Below are 17,676 nucleotides of genomic sequence, written 5' to 3'. Positions count from 1 at the left end.
TCGGCGACTTTCGCTGGGGCGAGGGAGGCCAGAACGAACTCGGCTCCCGGGAGAGCACGGCATAAGCCGTCCAACCACTGCGCAGGGAAGGCCGAGTGATTGGCTACACCTGTATGCTGCTGTGCGGTTTTTCTGCGTGTGCTTTTCGCGCAGCGGACCGCGGGTGCCAGCCGGCACCCGGCCTTCCCTGCGCCCTCTTGGCTTAGAGAGGGTGGAGCGACCAAGCAAAGCTCGGGCGAATCAGCCGCGAGAATGCGAAGGCGTGTCTGCGATTCAAATGCGAGTTAGAAAGCGATGGCTCTGCACCTTGCTCCGTCATTGCGAGCGCAGCGAAGCAATCCAGGCTATTTCCGCGGCACGGATTCTGGATTGCTTCGCTGCGCTCGCAATGACGATGTGGAGAGAGTGTGCACCACACTCCGCTCTCGTGCCCTGGACGTCGCGCAGCGCCGTTGCGGTGCGCTGCAGAGCCGGGGCCCATCCCTCCACATTACGCCGTATCGCCTCTGGGTCCCGGCTCTGCGCAGCAACGCCATAAGCGCGTTGCAGCTTGTCCGGAACGCGAGGAGGCTCCGTGTGCGGCTTTCAAAGATCGCCACCGCTGCGAAAGATTCCGCAGGCTCTGCGCAGGACCCGCACGCGGAAATTACGCGCGCCTCACCCCTGGCTCGCGACGCGTGCGCGGTCGAGATGTTCCTCGATCTTGGGGCGGTCGCGGGTGCGCTCGAAACTGGTGCAGAGCAGTTCGGTCTCCTCGAGCGAGACCGGGGCGCGATACAGCCGGCACATGAATTCGGCCGTTGTGCGCCCCTTGCCGGTACCCGGCCCGCGTTCGGCGAGAAACATGCAGTCCCGGCAGACGCTGGCATCGAGCCGCTGATGTGCCGCATCGAGATGATTGAGGATCTCCCGCAGCGAATCGCGCAGCCTGACGCACTCGTCGGTTCCGAGCGCAGTGACCGCGTTCAGCACGTGATTGATCGGATCGTGCTGGTTCAGGCATTTCTCGCCCTGTGCAGTGACGTGGAGAACGACGGAACGCTTGTCCTCGTGCGACGGCTTTCGCACCAGGAAGGACTTACCCTCCAGCGTCTTCACGATCTGCGATGCGGTCGCCCTTGTGGCTCCGATGAAGCCGGCGAGCGCAGACGGCGTGCGCGAAAACCTGTTGGCACGGCCGAGAAAGCGCAGCGCCATCCATTCCCGATCGCGCAACCCATGCTGATTGCCTTCGAAATACCAAGCCCTCGCCGCCTGAACCAGCAGCTCGACGGCTTCTCTTGCCAATGGCATGAATTCCTACCTTGCTCCGGGAGTCACGTCTGCGGCGCCCCGGAGCCGCCTTCCGTCGTCGCGCGCGAGCCGTTTGCGAGAAGCCGTACCATCCGCAATCTCCGACCCATGCACCGTGCTCTTCTCTCGCGTGAACGCATGGACTGCCCGGCGCCCGACCTGCACCGATGGGCACTGCAAGCTATGGCGCGGGAAGCGGTGTTGCTGATGGTATGCCAATCGCGGCGTCGTCGCACGGGAGCCCGAGTAGCCGTCGCCAGCAGACGATGGATCGGAGTAGTTCAACCGAAGCCCCTAAAGTTCAAGTCACAAGCAGACGTTTCTTATCTTCCGACGAAACGATGAATGAGCTTCTCAACAAAATCAAGTAGAGACCCTCCCGGAGACGGGATGTCGTCGCAGGCGAATGTAACGTTCAAGACAATCTCGCTCTTCGGGACACATGATGGTGAACGCAATACGCTGGCCCACGAGCAACATGCACTCGACTATGCGACGATTTCATTGCACGGCGCGTTGTTGGCTGTCGCTGATGCAAGTTGAACGAAGCTTGTGCATGACGACGATGTGCATCGGCATATCATCCACAACTTGTGCGTTCTGCCGTCAAATCGCACAAGGGAACTCACAGGAATTACACGTGGCGGTTGTCCAGGCCGGGATCGTGGAGTCGTCGGCTCAGTCGCTTTCGGCGCGGCTGTGCGATTCGCTCACCCGAACGGTGGGGGCGATCACGGCGGAAACCGTGCGACGGCTGTGCACGCGCATGCGCTGGATGCGTGGCGGCATGCGCAATCGCCTGTCGAAAACAACGAGCAAGGTGCGATTCGCGGGGGCGCCTCGCGCGCCGACTCAACCTGAGACTTGCTACTCGCCCCTGAGCATGTCCCGCAGCTCGCGGAACGGATCGGCACTTGGCGGAGCCGAGGCGTCCTGCCGCATCGCGCCGTAGATTCTCGGAACCATGTCGACGGCCTGGTCGAGACCCGAATCACGTCCCGCCTGGTATCCGCCCATCAGGCGAAGGTCCCGCGTGTCCTCGTATTTGGCGATCATGGCGCGCAGCTTGCTCACCAGTTCGCGTTCTTCGGGGTCCCAGACGTTATGGGCGAGGCGGGAGACGGAACCCAGAACATCCACCGCCGGATAACGTGCCTGGTCGGAGATGTGCCTGGAGAGCACGATGTGCCCATCGAGCGTGCTGCGGATGGTGTCGGCGATCGGCTCGTTGTGATCGTCGCCGTCCACCAGCACGGAGAAAATCCCGGTGATCGTCCCGGATCCCTCCTCGCCGGGTCCGGCGCGCTCCAGAAGGCGCGGCAGATCGGTGAAGACGGTGGGTGCGTAGCCGCGCGCGACCGCGGGCTCACCGGCGGCGAGCGCGACTTCGCGGGCGGCGTGGGCGAAGCGGGTGATCGAATCGACCATGAGCAGGACCGATTCGCCCCGGTCGCGGAAATATTCGGCGACCGCCATGGCCGTCTTCGGCGCCAGTCGCCGCATCATCGGGCTCTCGTCTCCCGTCGACACGATCGTGACGGCGCGGTGACGATCGGCGCCCAGCACGTCCTCGATGAACTCGCGCACCTCGCGACCGCGCTCGCCGACCAGGGCCAGCACGACGGTGTCAAAACCCTGACTGCGGGCGAGCATCGCAAGCAGCGTCGATTTACCGACGCCGGAACCGGCAAAGATGCCGACGCGCTGGCCGGCGCAGATCGGAGCGAACAGGTCGATGACGCGTACGCCGGTGCGCAGCGGCTTGTGGACCCGCGCGCGCTTCATGGCCGAAGGCGCCTCCGCCTCGGCCGAGACCGGACGCGACCCGTGGGTGAGAGGGCCCTGTCCGTCCAGCGGCGCCCCGAGCGCGTTGATGACGCGGCCCTTCCAGCTCGGATTGGGCGCGAAGGACAGTGGGGGCATCCGGTAGGCGACCGAGCCGAGGCCGCCGGCGAACTGCCGGTCGAACGGCTTGGCGATGATGCCCTCGCTGTCGATCCGCACCACCTCGCCGATCTGGGGCTTGCCGCCGGAGTTGACGCCGATCAGTTCGCCAAGCCTGACGAAGCGCGACAGGCCGGAGACGCGGAAATGCGTCGACGCGATCTCGGAGATCGCGCCGCTGACGCTTGCCAGGGGAGTGCTCTGCTGAAGCTCCAGCAGCGCCCACTCAAGTTGCCGAAGAGCGTTCAAGGAAACCGTCCAACTTCATTGCGCGCGGGGCGCAGTCTATTTGCCGGGTTCGCCCAGCGTCCGGATTGCGTTCTGGAGCGAGCTCTCGGTACCCTCGATCATCGAATTGGTGCCGTCGAAGGCGCGCGAGGCCGCGATCAGCTTCGTCAATTCCATCATCGGATTGGCGCCGGAGCCCTCGACATAGCCCTGCTTGAAGCCGTCGCGGGAGAAATCGGCGATGGCGGTCGCGGGCCGATTGGGCGTGACGCCCGAATTGCCGTAGCGGTCGAGATTGGCGTCGGTGGGAATGTTGAACAGGCCGATGGTGCCGATCTCGTTGTTGTCCTGGGTGATCGCGCCGCTGCGCGCGATCGAGATCGGTCCGCCGTTCGGATCGAGGGTGATCTGCGCGCCGCCGGAATCGATGACGGGGAAGCCGGACACGGTCTGAAGGTCGCCGTTGGGGGCGATCTGGAGGCGGCCGTCGCGCGTATAGACCGTGCCGTTCGGACCGGCGAAGGCGATCCAGCCCTGTCCGACCACGGCGACGTCGAGCGGGTTACCGCTCTCGGTGATGCTGCCCATCTCGCGCGAGATGATGTTGTCGCCGGGCGAGGAGAAGGCGACCGGGTTCGCGCCCGCCTTGGACAGCACGGTCTCGAACTTCACCACGTCGGTGCGGAACGCCGCCGTGTTGACGTTGGCGACGTTGTTGGCGATCGTCTGGAGGCGCTTTTCGAGGGCGACCTGCGCCGACAATCCCACATAGAGAGCCGATTGCATGGCTTACTTCCCGAACTTGATGGACTGAAGCTTCGACAGCATGTCGGTATCCATGCCGATCGACGCCGCCCCGCCGATCAGGACCAGCGCCGGGTTGGTCGAGTTGTCGCTCTGGGCCTGGGTCGCATCCCACATCGCGGCAAAGCGCTGCACGAATTTGGTGACCTTGGCCGGGTCCTGGAAATCGGTGAGATCGATCTTGCTCGTGATCATCTTGGCCTGGGCGTCGATGTCGGACGAGCTGATCGTGGACGACCAGCCCATGGCGGTCTGAACCACTTGGGTCAACGCCTTGTCGGCCAGGATCTGGTAGCCGGTCGTGATCGTGGAGGCCTTGCGCGTGAAATAGAGCGCCAGCCGCAGGCCCTCGTTCTGGTCGCCGGCCTTCTCCTCCATCGTCTGCGTGACGTATTGGGTCGCCGTGCCGGTCGTGGCCGCGGCGGCTTGGGTCGCCTTGTCGCCGAGGGCGGCGAAATTGAACGCGGCGGCGAATTGCCGGTAGCGGGTGTCGGTCAGCTTGTTGGCGAAGGTCGTGTTGTCGGCGATACCCTCGGTCAGCACCTTGCGCATGAACGCCTTGGCGTAGGTCATGTCGCTGAGACCAAAGGCCTTCATCGCGTAGGAGTAGAGGCGATAGTCCTTCAGGAAGTCGTCGATGGTCTTCACGTTGCCGATGTGGCTGAGGAAATAGTCGGTGTCGCGGCTGACATCCGGCTGCGTCGCGACCTGCGTCAGCGACTTGCCCATGTCCTTGGTCAGTCTGGTGTAGTCCGCGATGGTGGATAGCATGACACGCGTCCCTCTGGCCGCTCTTGCGACGTCGTCCCAAGCTGCCGCGAATTGCTTGCGCGAGGCTGGCGACGGGCAAGCCAGCCTCGCGCAAGGCTCGCCGACTAGATATTCCCGCTGGGATCGGTGATGGAGCGGCGCGTTGGGCAGTTTCGTGGGGATCGTCATCACGGTAGCGGCACTGCTGGGCGGATTTGCCGCCATGGGCGGGCATCTGAGCGTGCTGATGCAGCCGTGGGAGTTCGTGATCATCATGGGTACCGCGGCCGGCACCTTCATCATGGCCAATCCCTGGAAGACGGTCGCGGATACCGGGCTTGCCTGCATGCAGGCAGTGACGGGGGCGGTGCCCGGTCAGCGCTACTATCTCGATCTGCTCGGCGCGCTGCACGCGCTGATGCGGGAGCTGCGCGGCAAGGGCCGCAACGAGGTCGAGGCACATATCGACGATCCCGCGTCCTCCGAGATCTTCAAGGCGTTCCCGAGCGTGCTCGGAGATCCGTCGCTGCTCCAGTTCATCTGCGACTATGTGCGCCTCATCATCATGGGTAACGCGCGAACGCACGAGATCGAAGCGCTGATGGACGAGGAGATCCACACCATCGTGAAGAGCAAGCTGGCGCCCTACCACGCGCTGGTGGTGGTCTCGGAAGCGCTGCCCGCGCTCGGCATCGTCGCCGCGGTGCTCGGCGTCATCAAGGCCATGGGTGCGCTCGACCAGTCGCCGAAGCTGCTGGGCGGCTTCATCGGCGCCGCCCTCGTCGGCACCTTCGCAGGTATCTTCCTGTCCTACGGCATGATTTCGCCCTTCGCGATGAAGGTGAAGATGACGCGCGAGAAGCGCTGCCGTCCCTATATCATCGTCAAGCAGACGCTGCTGGCGTTCATGAACGGCGCCATGCCGCAGATCGCCGTCGAGCACGGCCGCAAGATGATCGCGAGCCCCGAGCGGCCCTCGATCGACGTCGTCGAGAACGAGACGATCGCGGGCCCCAAGGCTGTCGTGACCGAGGCTGAACCGAAGGCTGCGCGCGCATGATGACGGAAGACCTCGACGTCGATCAGCGGAAGCAGCTGCCGAACTATCTGCTGGACGCCGCCGGCATATCGATCGAGCGCATGCCGATGCTCAATGTGATCTTCGATCGCATGGCGGCATCGTGCACGGACAGCCTCCAGCCGATAGCGGGAACGCCGTGCTATTTCTCGGTCAACGGCATCACCAACGACCGCGTCGGCGACATCATCAAGGACTACGAGGCCAACGCGGTCGCGGCTGTGCTCTATGCCGAGCAGTGGGACTCCCGCATCATCATCATGCTCGACCGCGACTTCGTGTTCACCATGGTCGAGGCGATGTTCGGCTCCGACGGCGCCGAACCGCCGCTGGACGTCGAGCGCAGCTTCTCGAACATCGAGATCCGCCTGGTCCAGGCGCTGTTCGAGCGGTTCGCCAAGGCGCTGCAATCCGCTTTCGCCGGCACCTCCAACGTCACCTTCCGCGTGGAGCGGGTCGAGACCGCCATGGCGTCGCTGGCAATCGGGCGAAGCGGCAACATGTCGATCTGCGCGAACATCATGCTGCAGGCACTCTACCGCGGCGGTCAGATGTTCCTCATCATTCCGCACTCCGCGCTCAACCCGCTCAGGCAGAAGCTCGCGACCGTCGTCGTCAGCGACGGCCGCGCGGCCGATCCGCGCTGGCGCGAGCAGATGGAAACCGAGGTTCACCGCACCGAGGTGACGCTCAGCGCGGTGCTGGACGAGAAGATGATCTCGCTCGGCGACGTCGTGAAGTTCCAGGTCGGGCAGGTGCTCGAGCTCGAAGCCACGCCGCGCACGCTGGCTCGGCTCGAGAGCAACAACCAGGTGCTGTTCTGGTGTCAGATCGGCCAGCTTGATGGCTATTACGCCATGCAGGTGGCAGATCCCGTCGATCAGAAACGGGAGTTCGTCGATGATATCCTATCTCGTTGATGCCGTGCTGCTGATTGCGCTCGCCTTCACCAGCATGCGGGTGACACGGATGCATCGCGAGCTGGCGCGGCTGCGCAGCTACCAGGGCGAGTTCTCGACCATCGTCCAGGAGACGGCGGGCGCCTTCGACACGGTCATCACCGCGGCGCATGATTCCACCGCAAATCTCGGACGGCTCGCCAACGTGCTGAGCACGAAGATCGATCAGGCCCACGAGGCGATCGCGGCGCTCGATGCGAGGAGCGGGCTAGCATCCGCGGCGACTGCGGGCGGCGCCGACGTGAACAAGCATTGAAGCCGAAGCCGGCGGAATAAATACGATCGGAACGTCGCGGCGCTCCGGGAGCGGAAATACCAAGAGGCGGTACCAAATGGCGCAATCCTTCGACTATGAGTCAGCATCGGCGTCCGACGAGGGGCATACCGAGACATCTCCGCTGGAGCGGCTGGCGGAGATCGCCGCGCGCACCGCGGAGGAGAGTGGCAAGTTCGCCAATGTCGATGCCATCCTGCGCATTCCCGTGACCATGCAGGTGGTGCTGGGATCGGCGACCATTCCGGTGGCAAACCTGATGAAGCTCGGCCGTGGCGCGGTGGTTCCGCTGGACCACCGGGTCGGCGAACCCGTCGACGTCGTCGTCAACGGCCGCATCGTCGCCCGCGGCGAGGTGGTCGTGGTCGAAGAAGACAATTCCCGTTTCGGCGTCTCGCTTACCGAGATTGTCGGGCCGTTGGGGCAGGGTGATACCTGACCATGGCGGCACAGGTCGGCATCGCTCCCATCAAGCAGCGAGGCGTTGCCACGCTGGGTGGAACGGAGAAGGTCGCGGCACTCCTGCTCGCCATGGGCCGGCAGGCGGCCGCGAGCGTGCTCGCGCAGTTCGAGCCGCAGGATATCCGCATCGTTACCAAGGCCGCGGCCGAGCTGCGGCCGATCACCGCGCAGGAACTCGAGTCGATCGTCGAGGAGTTCGCCCAGCAATTCTCGATGGGCGCCAACATTCTCGGCACCCTGGGTGGCCTGGAAGCCGTGCTCGGCGACGTGCTTCCGGCCGACCAGGTCTCTGCCATCATGTCGGACCTGCTCGGCAATTCGAGCCGGTCGGTGTGGGATCGCGTCTCGTCGGTATCGGAAAACTCGCTGGCGACCTACCTGTCCAAGGAGCATCCGCAGACCGCGGCGCTCATCCTGTCCAAGGTCAAGCCGTCCTGCGCCGCCAAGGTCATGAGCCAGTTGCCGTCGAGCCTGCGCAACGAGCTGATGCGGCGCGTGCTCAGCCTCAAGCCGATCGTCGACGATGCCATGAAGGTGCTCGAGAAGACGCTGCATGAGGATTTGACGCTGAACTTCGCTCGCAACCTCGGCGCGGACACCTACGCCCGCGTCGCCGACATCATCAACAAGATGGAGCGCGGACACATCGAGGACATGCTGAAGAGCCTGTCGGAGAAGCGGCCGAAGTCGGCCGAAGTGCTGAAGGAGCTGCTCTTCACCTTCGACGACGTGACCAACCTGACGCCGAAGGCGCGCACCATGATCTTCGACCAGGTGCCGACCGATCGCATCGTCATCGCGCTGAAGGGCACCGACAAGCACTTCCGCGAGATGATCCTGTCCTCGGTCGCCTCGCGCGTCCGCCGGGTCGTCGAGCACGAACTCGCCATCGGCGAACCGTCGAACCAGCGCGACGTGCTGGAGGCGCGGCGCGTGATCACCGACCTCGCGCTCGACCTGGCGGAAAAGGGCGAAATCGAGCTCAACCCCGAGCAGGAGGATGAGCTGGTCTTCCGCTGACCGCTGAACGGGCATGGCAGAAACAACCGATCAGGAGAGCAAGACAGAAGAGCCGACCGAGAAGAAAGTCCGCGATGCGCTCGAACAGGGCAAAATCCCGGTCTCTCGGGAGGCTCCCATCTTCGCCTCGATGGCCGCGCTGATGGTGATCCAGGCGTTCCTGATCGGCCAGGGCGTGCAGCAATTGACGCCAACGCTGACGGGCTTTCTCGACGATCCCGGCGGCTTCCCTCTCAGCACCGGGGCCGACGCCCAGAATCTCCTCACCGTGGTGGGCCTTCAGGCACTGCGGTTCCTGATGCCGCTGGTCGTCATCCTGGCAGCGTTCGGGCTCGCAGCCTCGCTGTTGCAAAACGCTCCCAGTCTGGTGCTCCAGCGCATCACGCCGGACCTTTCGCGAATCTCCCCGCTCAGCGGCTGGAGCCGGCTGTTTGGATCGCAGGGCCTCGTCGAGTTCGGCAAGTCGCTGTTCAAGCTCGCCGCGGTGACCGTCGTCGTCGCGTTCGTGCTGCGCTCGTCGGAAGCGAGGGCGTTCGAGGCGATGTACACCGATCCGGTGGCGCTGCCGGAGATGATTCTCAACATCGCCATGCGGATCGTCTCGGCGATCTGCATCGCCACCATCGTCCTGGTCGCGGTCGATCTCGCCTGGGCGCGCTTCCACTGGCGGCGCGAGCTGCGCATGACGCGGCAGGAGATCAAGGACGAGCACAAGCAGGCCGAAGGCGATCCGCTGATCAAGGCGCGTCTGCGCTCGCTGGCGCGCGACCGCTCGCGCCAGCGCATGATCGCCTCCGCATCGCGCGCGACGCTGGTGATCGCGAACCCGACGCACTTCGCGATCGCGCTGCGCTACAATCGCGAGGAAAATCCGGCGCCGATCGTCGTGGCCAAGGGCATGGACGTGATAGCGCTGAAGATCCGCGAAGTCGCCGAGCAGAACCGGATTCCGGTGATCGAGAACAAGGCGCTGGCGCGCGCGCTCTACGAGGCGGTTCAGGTCGACCAGGTGATTCCGGCGGAGTTCTTCAGGCCGGTCGCCGAGATCATCTACTTCCTGCAATCCAAGCAGACGCCGCGGACCGAGAAGGTCCAGTAGAATTCCGAGGACGGCGTCTGTTCCATCAGCCTGACGAAAGCTTGCGACCCTAAGGTTACACCGTCTGAACCAGAATGGTGCTGCCGTGGGACCGCTCTATCTCTTCGAACTCGCATCGTCGCAGGCGCGATACCTCGAGCTCCGCCAGTCGACGATTGCCACCAACGTCGCCAACGCCAACACGCCGGGCTTCAAGGCGCGCGACGTCGAGCCCTTCAACAAAGTGCTGGACGGCATGCCGGTGAGGCTCGCGATGACGTCGCCGTCGCATATGCAGCTCTCTGCCGCCGAGAGTGACACGCGGGCGAACGCGAAAAAGGACAGCTGGGACGTGGTTCACTCCGGCAACTCCGTCAGTCTCGAGCAGGAAATGATCAAGGGCAGCGACGTCAGTCGCGACTACTCGATGAACTCGGCGGTCGTGCGGTCGTTTCACCGCATGCTGCTGTCGAGCGCGAAGACCTGAGGTGAACTGACATGCTGGACTCACTGCAATCCTCGTTGACGGTCGCGAGCTCGGGGCTCGAAGCGCAGTCGACGCGCATGCGCATCGTCTCGGAGAACCTCGCCAACGCGACGTCGACGGGACGCGCCGCCGGCGCCGATCCCTATCAGCGCAAGACGATCACCTTCGATGCCGCGATGGACCGCGCCTCGGGCGCGCAGCTGGCGAAGGTCAAGGAAATCGGGGTCGACACCACGCCGTACCGCGTGGAGTACGACCCGGGGCATCCCGCTGCCGACAAGGCCGGCTACGTCAAGCTGCCGAACGTCAACATGATGATCGAGATGGCGGACATGCGGGAAGTCAACCGGTCCTATGAAGCCAATCTCCAGGTGGTGAAACAGGTGAGGTCGATGCTGGGCATGACCATCGACCTGCTGAGGAGCTGACAATGCTTGAAGCGATTTCATCCACGGCGATTTCGGCCGGGCAAGCGGCGAGCCGCGCGACCGAGACGCAGGCCATCTCGCCGGCGGCGACGCCCGCGATCCAGTCCGGCGGCGACGTCGGATTCGAATCGGTGATGAAGCAGGTGACGACGGACGCGATCGGGACGCTGAAGGCGGGCGAGGCGGCCTCGATCTCGGCGATGCAGGGCAAGGAATCGACGCGGCGCGTCGTGGAGGCGCTCATGTCGGCCGAGCAGGCCTTGCAGACGGCGGTCGCGGTTCGCGACAAGGTCGTGCAGGCCTACCAGGAAGTCGTTCGGATGTCGATCTGATCAGGGAGTGACGCTGTGAAATCGCTTGCCATTGCGGCTACGGGCATGAACGCCCAGCAGACCAACATCGAAGTCATCGCGAACAACATCGCCAACATCAATTCGACGTCGTACAAGCGGGCGCGGGCAGAATTCACCGATCTGTTCTACCAGATGGACCGCATGCAGGGCGTTGCGAACACCAGCGGCTCGTCGCCGATTCCGGAAGGCGCCAATCTCGGCCTCGGCGTCAAGTCGGCGGCGATCCGCAAGCTGCACATCCAGGGCGCGCTCACGCAGACCGGCAATCCCTACGACATGGCGATCAACGGTCGCGGCTGGTTTCAGGTGCTCGGCCCGAACAACGAGGTGCAGTATACCCGCGCGGGCTCGTTCAACACCAATGCCAACAGCCAGCTCGTCACGACCGACGGCTACCTGCTGGATCCGGCAATCACGGTGCCGCAGGGAACGGTCCAGGTCACGGTCAACCAGACCGGACAGGTATTCGCCAAGCTGGATACGGAAGTGAACCCGAGGCAAATCGGCCAGCTCAACCTCGCCAACTTCGCCAACGAAGCCGGCCTCGAACCGCTGGGCAGCAATCTCTATCGCGAGACCACGGCGTCCGGCACGCCGGTCGTCGGGCTGCCCGGCGATTCCGGCTACGGCAAGATCAACCAGCAATATCTCGAAGCCTCGAACGTCGACCCGGTCAAGGAAATCACCGAGTTGATCTCTGCCCAGCGCGCCTACGAAATGAATGCCAAGGTCATCCAGGCCTCGGATGAAATGGCCCAGACGGTCTCGAAGGGCATGCGCTAGTTCCGGTGTATCCATGTTGAACAGGATGGGCTTGATCATGCGCGGGTTGGCCGCCGTGCTGCTGGTTCTCGTCTCGGCGCAGGTCGCCGCGGCCGAGGAGAAGCGGCTTCCCGTGCCGGCCGTCTCGATCCGTGCCGGCGAGCTGATCCGGGATGACATGATCACCGAGCGCGCCTTCGCGCCGAACGTGCTCGGTGTCGCCATGTTCATCGAAGGACGCCATGTCCTGGTCGGCCGCATGGCGCGCCGCGCGCTGCTGCCCGGCCAGCCGATCCCGACCAATTCGGTGGAGGATCCCTGGACGGTCGCCCGCGGCGCGATGGTCAAGGTCGTGGTCGAAGACAGCGGCCTGTCGATCGTGACCTACGGCGCAGCGATGCAGTCGGGAGCGCCCGGCGCGCTCATCCCGATACGAAACACCGATACGGGCGTGATCATCCGGGGCGTCGTCCAGCCGGACGGCACCGTCAAGGTCGTGGACGGGTCATGACCAGAGTCCTGCTTGCGCTCGTCCTGCTCGTTTGCGCCGCCAGCGCCCAGGCCGCCGTCCGCATCAAGGACATCGCGGACATCAAGGGATTGCGCGAAAACCAGATCGTCGGCTACGGCCTCGTCATCGGCCTGAACGGCACCGGCGACACGCTCCGCAATGCGCCGTTCACGGAGCAGTCCCTGCAGTCGATGCTTGAGAACATGGGCATCAATGTCAGAAACGAGACCACGAGCACCAACAATCCCCCGCGTCCGACGACGCTGCGCACGCGCAACGTCGCGGCCGTGATGGTGACCGCGGACCTGCAGCCTTCGATCGGTGCGGGCGAGCGCATGGACGTGACCGTGTCGTCGCTCGGCGATGCGACCTCGCTGCTCGGCGGCACCCTGGTGATGACGTCGCTGCGCGCGGCGGACGGTGCGGTCTATGCAGTGGCGCAAGGCGCGGTCACGGTCGCCGGCTACAGCGTCGGAGGCCAGGCCCAGAACGTCAGCCAGGGCACGCCGACCGCGGGCCGCATCCCGAACGGCGCGCTGGTCGAGCGCGAGGTGCAGGGTAGTCTCCATGAAATGGAGTACCTGGTGCTGGAGCTTAAGAACCCCGACTTCGTCACCGCAACGCGAATCCTCGACGCCATCAACCGCTACGCGGGTGGCCGCTACCGCGCGCAGATCGCTTTCGAGCGCGACTACCGCACGATCGTGCTGTCGAAGCCGCGCCACATCGGCCCGGTCCGCTTCCTTGCCGAAATCGGCGAGCTGACCGTCGAGCCGGACACGCCGGCGCGAGTGGTGATCAACGAGCGTACCGGCACGGTGGTGATCGGACGCGACGTACGGATATCGACTGTTGCCGTGACGCACGGCAATCTGACGGTCCGCGTCACCGAGCTTCCCGTGGTGTCGCAGCCGGCGCCGTTCTCGCAAGGGCAGACGGTGGTCGTGCCCCAGACCGTGGTCGAGGCCAACGAGGCCGGATCGCAGGTGGCGATCCTGAGCGGCGTCGATCTCCAGCGCCTGGTGCGCGGGCTGAACCAGATCGGCCTGAAACCATCAGGCATCATCGCGATCCTGCAGGCGATCAAGACGGCCGGCGCCCTTCAGGCGGATGTCATCGTGCAATGATGCGTAAGCGTCGTGCAAGCTTGGTCGCTCAATGCTCTGGTCTCGACCGAGAATCGCACGCGGGCCGATGTTGAAGCTGGATCATAAAGCCAAACTCCTCCTCCTGGTCGCGGCCTCCGCGCTCGCGAGCGCCTCGCCCGCGCTGGCGCTGGATGAGGCCAAGCCGTCGAGGCCGCTCAACCTGCTGTCCTTCGCGCGCGCCCGCGCGCCTGGACCGCAGAAGCCGATCACGTCGATCCCGAGCGACAATGCGTCGATGCGGGCGACGGCGTGGGCAGCCGAAGATTCAGGACCCGCGACCACGGGTGCCGTGCCAGCTTCCGAGAAGCCCGCGCCGCCACCCGCAGCCGCGCCCGTGCGACCGGCCAGGCCCGGCAGCGTCACGGCGCCGCCGAAGCCGGTGCCGCCCCAGGCCGCTGCAACCGCGGACAACGAAGTCGCCCTGTTCTGCAGCAATGTCGCCGACCCCGCCGTCGATGCAAGGCTGGCCTGGCAGCTCAAGGAGCTGGAGAAGGCCGAGAATCAGCTCCGCGAGCGGATCGCCGAGGTCGAGGCCAAGCGCGCCGAATACGAGAAGTGGATGGCGTTGCGCGACGACTTCCTGAAGAAGGCCGAAGCGAGCGTCGTCGAGATCTACTCGCGCATGAAGCCGGACGCCGCCGCGACCCAGATCGCCGGAATGGCGGACGAGACGGCTGCGGCCGTGCTTGCAAAGCTCAGCCCGAGGAGCTCGAGCGCAATCTTCAACGAGATGGAGACGGGGCGCGCGGCGCACCTCGCCGATCTGCTCGGCGGGATGCGTCGCGTGGATGACGGAAAGACCAAATAGATGAAGAAACTGATCCTCATCCTGTCGCTATTATCGCTTGCCGGATGCGTCACCGATCCGGCCGAGGTCCTGACCGGTCCGCGATTGTCGCCGGTGGGGAGCGGCTTGAGGACGCAGGCCGAACCGATTCCCGTGACGCCCCGCATGCGCTCGCCCGTCAGCTATCGCTCGACCTGGGACGACGGAACCGATCTCTACCGCGATCCCCGTGCCCGGCGCACCGGCGACGTCGTGACGGTGATCATCTCGATGCAGGACAAGGCCAAGCTCGACAACAAGACCGACCGCTCGCGCGATTCGCAGATCAAGTTCGGGCTCGACTGGCTGATGGACGTCGCGGGATGGCAGGACAAGGGCTCGACGAGCGCCAACCTCAACACCAACACCCAGATCAAGGGCAACGGCCAGATCGACCGCACCGAGGACATCAAGCTGTCGATCGCAGCCGTCGTCACCGACGTGTTGCCGAACGGCAATATGATGATCAGCGGCTCGCAGGAATTCAAGGTCAACACGGAGATGCGCGTGCTCAACGTCGGCGGCATCGTGCGTCCACGCGATATCTCGCGAACCAACACGATCTCATACGAGAAGATCGCCGAGGCGCGCGTCGCCTATGGCGGTCGCGGAAATCTGTCTGACGTGCAGCAGCCTGGATGGGGACATCGGATCTATGACGCCGTGGCACCATTCTGAGAGCAGCGACCGTCGGGCCGCGTCACGAGGGCAGGGGACGTCATGCGCCTGATTGCGGCCATCGTGGTGCTGACCCTGATTGCGATCGGCGCGGGCGCGCTTGCCGGCCTGCATCTGTTTGCGGCCGCCGAGCGCGTCGCCGATGCGAAGAAAACCGCCACGCCGCCGCCTCTTGCCTCGAGCTACGCCGGCAGCGCGCGGCTCAGGAAATTGTCCCCGATCGTGACCAATCTCGGCGCGCCGGCCAACAACTGGGCCCGCATCGAAGCCTCCATGGTGACCGAGAGCATGAGCGACGAGGATGCCGGCATCCTTGCGGCCCATATCAGCGAGGACATCGTCACCTATCTGCGGTCGGCGACGGTTGCGCAGTTCGAGGGATCGCGCGGGCTTCAGCATCTGCGTGACGACCTGACCGAGCGCGCCAATATCCGCTCCTCGGGCAAGATCCGCGAATTGATCATTGAGACGTTGGTGATCCAGTGAAGCTGAGAGTCCTGCTGCTTGCGTTGATCCTGGTCGTGCTGCCCGAGGTGGCACTGGCCCAGATTCCGGACCTCAATTCGCTGCTGCCGCCGGGCAACGGCTCCACCAGCGGCCGGATCATCCAGTTGATGGCGGTGATCACGGTGCTGTCGGTGGCGCCGGGGCTGCTTATCATGGTGACGAGCTTCACGCGATTTGCGGTGGCGCTGTCGTTCCTGCGCGCCGGTCTCGGCCTCCAGACCACGCCGGCCAATCTGGTGCTGATCAGCCTCGCGCTGTTCATGACGTTCTACGTGATGGCGCCGACCTTCGACCGCGCCTGGGAAACCGGCGTTCAGCCGCTGATGAAGAACGAGATCTCGGAGGAAGAGGCCTATCTGAAGATCACCGATCCGTTCCGCGAGTTCATGCTGGCCCATGTTCGCGACAAGGATCTGCAGACCTTCGAATCGCTCGCCGCGGAGAGCTTCCGCAGGAAGTTCGACGACAAGCGCGTCGACATGCGCGTCATCATTCCGGCCTTCATGATTTCCGAGCTCAGGCGTTCGTTCGAGATCGGATTCCTCATCATCCTGCCGTTCCTCGTCATCGACATGATCGTGGCGACGCTGACCATGTCGATGGGCATGATGATGATGCCGCCGACGATCCTCGCACTGCCGTTCAAGATGCTGTTCTTCGTGCTGATCGACGGCTGGAACCTGCTCGCCTCCGGACTGGTGCGGTCGTTCTCATAACAGCAACGAGCGCCAGCCGGCGGCGGGTTATGGTTAGCGAGAAGTACCGGCCTATGGTTAGCGGTAGGTAACGTTAACCATCTGATTTTACAATGAAATTCAAGCCGATCTTAATCCGCGCGCAAGATTCGGCGTGCTAGCAATGCGGCACGGCGGGTTGGACCCCACCCACGTCAGTCCAAAGGCATGATGCCGCCCCTCCGTACCGGTGAAAGCCCGGTATGTCCCCTCGTGAAAATGTAACGCGTACATAAAGGGACATTCGCAATGTCAAGCCTGCTTACGAACTCGACAGCCATGACCGCGCTCCAGACCCTGCGGTCTGTCAGCTCGCAACTCTCCACCACGCAGAACCGGATCTCGACCGGCCAGCGCGTGTCCACCGCGTCCGACAACGCCGCCTACTGGTCGATCGCGACCTCGATGCGCGCAGACAACGCCGCGCTCTCCGCGGTCTCCGACTCGCTCGGTCTGTCGGCTGCGACCGTCGACACGCAGTACACCGCTCTCACCACGGTTATCGGCGACAAGGACTCCGGCCTGACCAAGCTCCAGGCGCTGCTGGTCGAAGCCAAGACCGCCGGTGTCGATCGTACCAAGATCCAGGCGGACGTCACCCAGATCCAGCAGCAGATGAAGGCGACCGCCAGTGCTGCGACCTTCAACGGTATCAACTGGCTGAGCACGACGACCGGCACCACACCGACGAGCTTCAGCCTGGTGTCGTCCTACTCGCGTGTCGGCGGTACGCCCACCATCGGCTCCATCACCGTGACGACCGCCAACTACACGCTCTACTCCAGCACGGCGACCGGCATTCTGGACACGGCCGGTTCATCCGCTCCGTCGATCAATACGATCAGCATCTCCGCGCTGACCGACTCGGCGGCTGACCAGACCACGCTCGATGGCTACATCGCGCAGGTCACCGCCGGGATCAACTCGGTGGCCTCGGCCGCCGCCAATCTCGGTGCCGTCAAGAACCGCCTCGCGACCAACACGGAATTCGTCAAGACCCTGATGGACTCCGTGGACCGCGGTGTCGGCCAGCTCGTCGACGCCGACATGAACGCGGAATCGACCCGCCTCCAGGCCCTCCAGACCCAGCAGCAGCTCGGCGTTCAGGCGCTCTCGATCGCCAACCAGAACAGCCAGAGCATCCTGTCGCTGTTCCGCTAAGCCTCAAACCATCTGGGGAGGGCCGCGCTTCTCGCGAAGCGCGGCCCTTTTCATTTTGGCCTGCGCTGGCCGGGCCCCATGATCTTGGCATGTCATCTTGGCACGTCGGCTTTGCGCGTCGATTTGGCTCACTCTGTTGCGGTCCGGTCACGGAGCCACAAGCCTCGCACAAACTTCGCGGGCTATCGTCA

Annotated in this window: 22 protein-coding genes; 18 read left to right on the top strand and 4 right to left on the bottom strand. The window is 64.4% G+C overall.

Annotated features, from left to right (window positions below):
- Window positions 1-657: 657 nt before the first annotated feature.
- Window positions 658-1,293, bottom strand: coding sequence for a MarR family winged helix-turn-helix transcriptional regulator (locus JQ591_RS30405; protein ID WP_211399655.1), 636 nt, complete (start codon window positions 1,291-1,293; stop codon window positions 658-660).
- Between the two features lie 390 nt (window positions 1,294-1,683).
- Here JQ591_RS30405 and JQ591_RS30400 point away from each other — a divergent pair, with 390 nt between their 5' ends.
- Window positions 1,684-1,836 carry a hypothetical protein gene (locus JQ591_RS30400; protein ID WP_211399654.1) on the top strand — a complete coding sequence of 51 codons (153 nt, stop codon included), beginning with the start codon at window positions 1,684-1,686 and terminating at the stop codon, window positions 1,834-1,836.
- Window positions 1,837-2,160: 324 nt separating this feature from the next.
- Here the strand turns inward: JQ591_RS30400 and fliI are convergent, their stop codons facing one another.
- From fliI to JQ591_RS30385, 3 genes are read right to left on the bottom strand one after another with little or no spacing between them, the layout of a single operon-like run.
- Entirely contained in the window at window positions 2,161-3,486 is a 1,326-nt protein-coding gene (fliI, locus tag JQ591_RS30395) for a flagellar protein export ATPase FliI (RefSeq protein ID WP_211399653.1), read from the bottom strand.
- A 36-nt stretch (window positions 3,487-3,522) separates the two neighbouring features.
- Window positions 3,523-4,251 (bottom strand): flagellar basal-body rod protein FlgF, encoded by a 729-nt coding sequence (gene flgF, locus JQ591_RS30390; protein ID WP_211399652.1) that lies wholly within the window; start codon window positions 4,249-4,251, stop codon window positions 3,523-3,525.
- A gap of 3 nt (window positions 4,252-4,254) precedes the next feature.
- Entirely contained in the window at window positions 4,255-5,040 is a 786-nt protein-coding gene (locus JQ591_RS30385; protein ID WP_211399651.1) for a DUF1217 domain-containing protein, read from the bottom strand.
- A 142-nt stretch (window positions 5,041-5,182) separates the two neighbouring features.
- Between JQ591_RS30385 and motA the strand changes: the two genes are divergently transcribed.
- The 17 genes from motA to JQ591_RS30300 all read left to right on the top strand — a co-directional run bounded on the left by motA (window position 5,183) and on the right by JQ591_RS30300 (window position 17,485).
- Window positions 5,183-6,079, top strand: a complete 897-nt coding sequence (gene motA / locus JQ591_RS30380; protein WP_211399650.1) for a flagellar motor stator protein MotA — start codon at window positions 5,183-5,185, stop codon at window positions 6,077-6,079.
- Complete coding sequence (locus tag JQ591_RS30375) at window positions 6,076-7,017, top strand: flagellar motor switch protein FliM (RefSeq protein WP_211399649.1); 942 nt, start codon at window positions 6,076-6,078, stop codon at window positions 7,015-7,017. Before motA ends, JQ591_RS30375 begins: the two co-directional genes overlap by 4 nt.
- Window positions 6,998-7,312 (top strand): hypothetical protein, encoded by a 315-nt coding sequence (locus JQ591_RS30370; protein ID WP_018453958.1) that lies wholly within the window; start codon window positions 6,998-7,000, stop codon window positions 7,310-7,312. The genes JQ591_RS30375 and JQ591_RS30370 overlap by 20 nt, the downstream gene beginning before the upstream one ends.
- Before the next feature lie 76 nt (window positions 7,313-7,388).
- Window positions 7,389-7,769 carry a flagellar motor switch protein FliN gene (gene fliN, locus JQ591_RS30365; protein ID WP_211399648.1) on the top strand — a complete coding sequence of 127 codons (381 nt, stop codon included), beginning with the start codon at window positions 7,389-7,391 and terminating at the stop codon, window positions 7,767-7,769.
- A gap of 2 nt (window positions 7,770-7,771) precedes the next feature.
- The gene (locus JQ591_RS30360) at window positions 7,772-8,812 is read left to right on the top strand and encodes a flagellar motor switch protein FliG (protein WP_211399647.1); all 1,041 of its coding nucleotides are present in this window, start codon (window positions 7,772-7,774) and stop codon (window positions 8,810-8,812) included.
- Between the two features lie 13 nt (window positions 8,813-8,825).
- Window positions 8,826-9,911 carry a flagellar biosynthesis protein FlhB gene (flhB, locus tag JQ591_RS30355; protein ID WP_211399646.1) on the top strand — a complete coding sequence of 362 codons (1,086 nt, stop codon included), beginning with the start codon at window positions 8,826-8,828 and terminating at the stop codon, window positions 9,909-9,911.
- A gap of 85 nt (window positions 9,912-9,996) precedes the next feature.
- Window positions 9,997-10,377 (top strand): flagellar basal body rod protein FlgB, encoded by a 381-nt coding sequence (gene flgB / locus JQ591_RS30350; protein ID WP_349630418.1) that lies wholly within the window; start codon window positions 9,997-9,999, stop codon window positions 10,375-10,377.
- 11 nt (window positions 10,378-10,388) lie between these two features.
- Window positions 10,389-10,805, top strand: coding sequence for a flagellar basal body rod protein FlgC (gene flgC / locus JQ591_RS30345; RefSeq protein WP_211399645.1), 417 nt, complete (start codon window positions 10,389-10,391; stop codon window positions 10,803-10,805).
- A gap of 2 nt (window positions 10,806-10,807) precedes the next feature.
- On the top strand, window positions 10,808-11,137 hold the full coding sequence (locus JQ591_RS30340; protein ID WP_106945768.1) for a flagellar hook-basal body complex protein FliE: 330 nt from the start codon (window positions 10,808-10,810) through the stop codon (window positions 11,135-11,137).
- 15 nt (window positions 11,138-11,152) lie between these two features.
- A complete protein-coding gene (flgG, locus tag JQ591_RS30335; protein ID WP_007595892.1) occupies window positions 11,153-11,941 on the top strand; it encodes a flagellar basal-body rod protein FlgG in 789 nt (262 codons plus the stop codon).
- 37 nt (window positions 11,942-11,978) lie between these two features.
- Window positions 11,979-12,431 (top strand): flagellar basal body P-ring formation chaperone FlgA, encoded by a 453-nt coding sequence (gene flgA / locus JQ591_RS30330; RefSeq protein ID WP_249137901.1) that lies wholly within the window; start codon window positions 11,979-11,981, stop codon window positions 12,429-12,431.
- Entirely contained in the window at window positions 12,428-13,558 is a 1,131-nt protein-coding gene (gene flgI, locus JQ591_RS30325; RefSeq protein WP_211399643.1) for a flagellar basal body P-ring protein FlgI, read from the top strand. Before flgA ends, flgI begins: the two co-directional genes overlap by 4 nt.
- 67 nt (window positions 13,559-13,625) lie before the next feature.
- Window positions 13,626-14,387 (top strand): MotE family protein, encoded by a 762-nt coding sequence (locus JQ591_RS30320; RefSeq protein WP_211399642.1) that lies wholly within the window; start codon window positions 13,626-13,628, stop codon window positions 14,385-14,387.
- Entirely contained in the window at window positions 14,388-15,083 is a 696-nt protein-coding gene (gene flgH / locus JQ591_RS30315) for a flagellar basal body L-ring protein FlgH (protein WP_211399641.1), read from the top strand. It begins immediately after the preceding gene.
- A gap of 42 nt (window positions 15,084-15,125) precedes the next feature.
- Complete coding sequence (locus JQ591_RS30310) at window positions 15,126-15,569, top strand: flagellar basal body-associated FliL family protein (protein WP_106945773.1); 444 nt, start codon at window positions 15,126-15,128, stop codon at window positions 15,567-15,569.
- Window positions 15,566-16,306, top strand: a complete 741-nt coding sequence (fliP, locus tag JQ591_RS30305; RefSeq protein ID WP_211399640.1) for a flagellar type III secretion system pore protein FliP — start codon at window positions 15,566-15,568, stop codon at window positions 16,304-16,306. The genes JQ591_RS30310 and fliP overlap by 4 nt, the downstream gene beginning before the upstream one ends.
- A 267-nt stretch (window positions 16,307-16,573) precedes the next feature.
- Complete coding sequence (locus JQ591_RS30300) at window positions 16,574-17,485, top strand: flagellin (protein ID WP_211399639.1); 912 nt, start codon at window positions 16,574-16,576, stop codon at window positions 17,483-17,485.
- Window positions 17,486-17,676: the final 191 nt, after the last annotated feature.

This window comes from Bradyrhizobium canariense, assembly GCF_018130465.1.
Taxonomy (GTDB): domain Bacteria; phylum Pseudomonadota; class Alphaproteobacteria; order Rhizobiales; family Xanthobacteraceae; genus Bradyrhizobium; species Bradyrhizobium canariense_C.
This window is presented reverse-complemented; position numbering and strand designations above follow the sequence as displayed.

Coding starts and splice junctions, on each gene's coding strand:
- JQ591_RS30405 (WP_211399655.1), bottom strand. CDS start 1,293: ATGCCATTGGCAAGAGAAGCCGTCGAGCTGCTGGTTCAGGCGGCGAGG.
- JQ591_RS30400 (WP_211399654.1), top strand. CDS start 1,684: ATGTCGTCGCAGGCGAATGTAACGTTCAAGACAATCTCGCTCTTCGGG.
- flgF (WP_211399652.1), bottom strand. CDS start 4,251: ATGCAATCGGCTCTCTATGTGGGATTGTCGGCGCAGGTCGCCCTCGAA.
- JQ591_RS30385 (WP_211399651.1), bottom strand. CDS start 5,040: ATGCTATCCACCATCGCGGACTACACCAGACTGACCAAGGACATGGGC.
- JQ591_RS30375 (WP_211399649.1), top strand. CDS start 6,076: ATGATGACGGAAGACCTCGACGTCGATCAGCGGAAGCAGCTGCCGAAC.
- JQ591_RS30370 (WP_018453958.1), top strand. CDS start 6,998: ATGATATCCTATCTCGTTGATGCCGTGCTGCTGATTGCGCTCGCCTTC.
- fliN (WP_211399648.1), top strand. CDS start 7,389: ATGGCGCAATCCTTCGACTATGAGTCAGCATCGGCGTCCGACGAGGGG.
- JQ591_RS30360 (WP_211399647.1), top strand. CDS start 7,772: ATGGCGGCACAGGTCGGCATCGCTCCCATCAAGCAGCGAGGCGTTGCC.
- flhB (WP_211399646.1), top strand. CDS start 8,826: ATGGCAGAAACAACCGATCAGGAGAGCAAGACAGAAGAGCCGACCGAG.
- flgC (WP_211399645.1), top strand. CDS start 10,389: ATGCTGGACTCACTGCAATCCTCGTTGACGGTCGCGAGCTCGGGGCTC.
- JQ591_RS30340 (WP_106945768.1), top strand. CDS start 10,808: ATGCTTGAAGCGATTTCATCCACGGCGATTTCGGCCGGGCAAGCGGCG.
- flgA (WP_249137901.1), top strand. CDS start 11,979: ATGCGCGGGTTGGCCGCCGTGCTGCTGGTTCTCGTCTCGGCGCAGGTC.
- flgI (WP_211399643.1), top strand. CDS start 12,428: ATGACCAGAGTCCTGCTTGCGCTCGTCCTGCTCGTTTGCGCCGCCAGC.
- JQ591_RS30320 (WP_211399642.1), top strand. CDS start 13,626: ATGTTGAAGCTGGATCATAAAGCCAAACTCCTCCTCCTGGTCGCGGCC.
- flgH (WP_211399641.1), top strand. CDS start 14,388: ATGAAGAAACTGATCCTCATCCTGTCGCTATTATCGCTTGCCGGATGC.
- JQ591_RS30310 (WP_106945773.1), top strand. CDS start 15,126: ATGCGCCTGATTGCGGCCATCGTGGTGCTGACCCTGATTGCGATCGGC.
- JQ591_RS30300 (WP_211399639.1), top strand. CDS start 16,574: ATGTCAAGCCTGCTTACGAACTCGACAGCCATGACCGCGCTCCAGACC.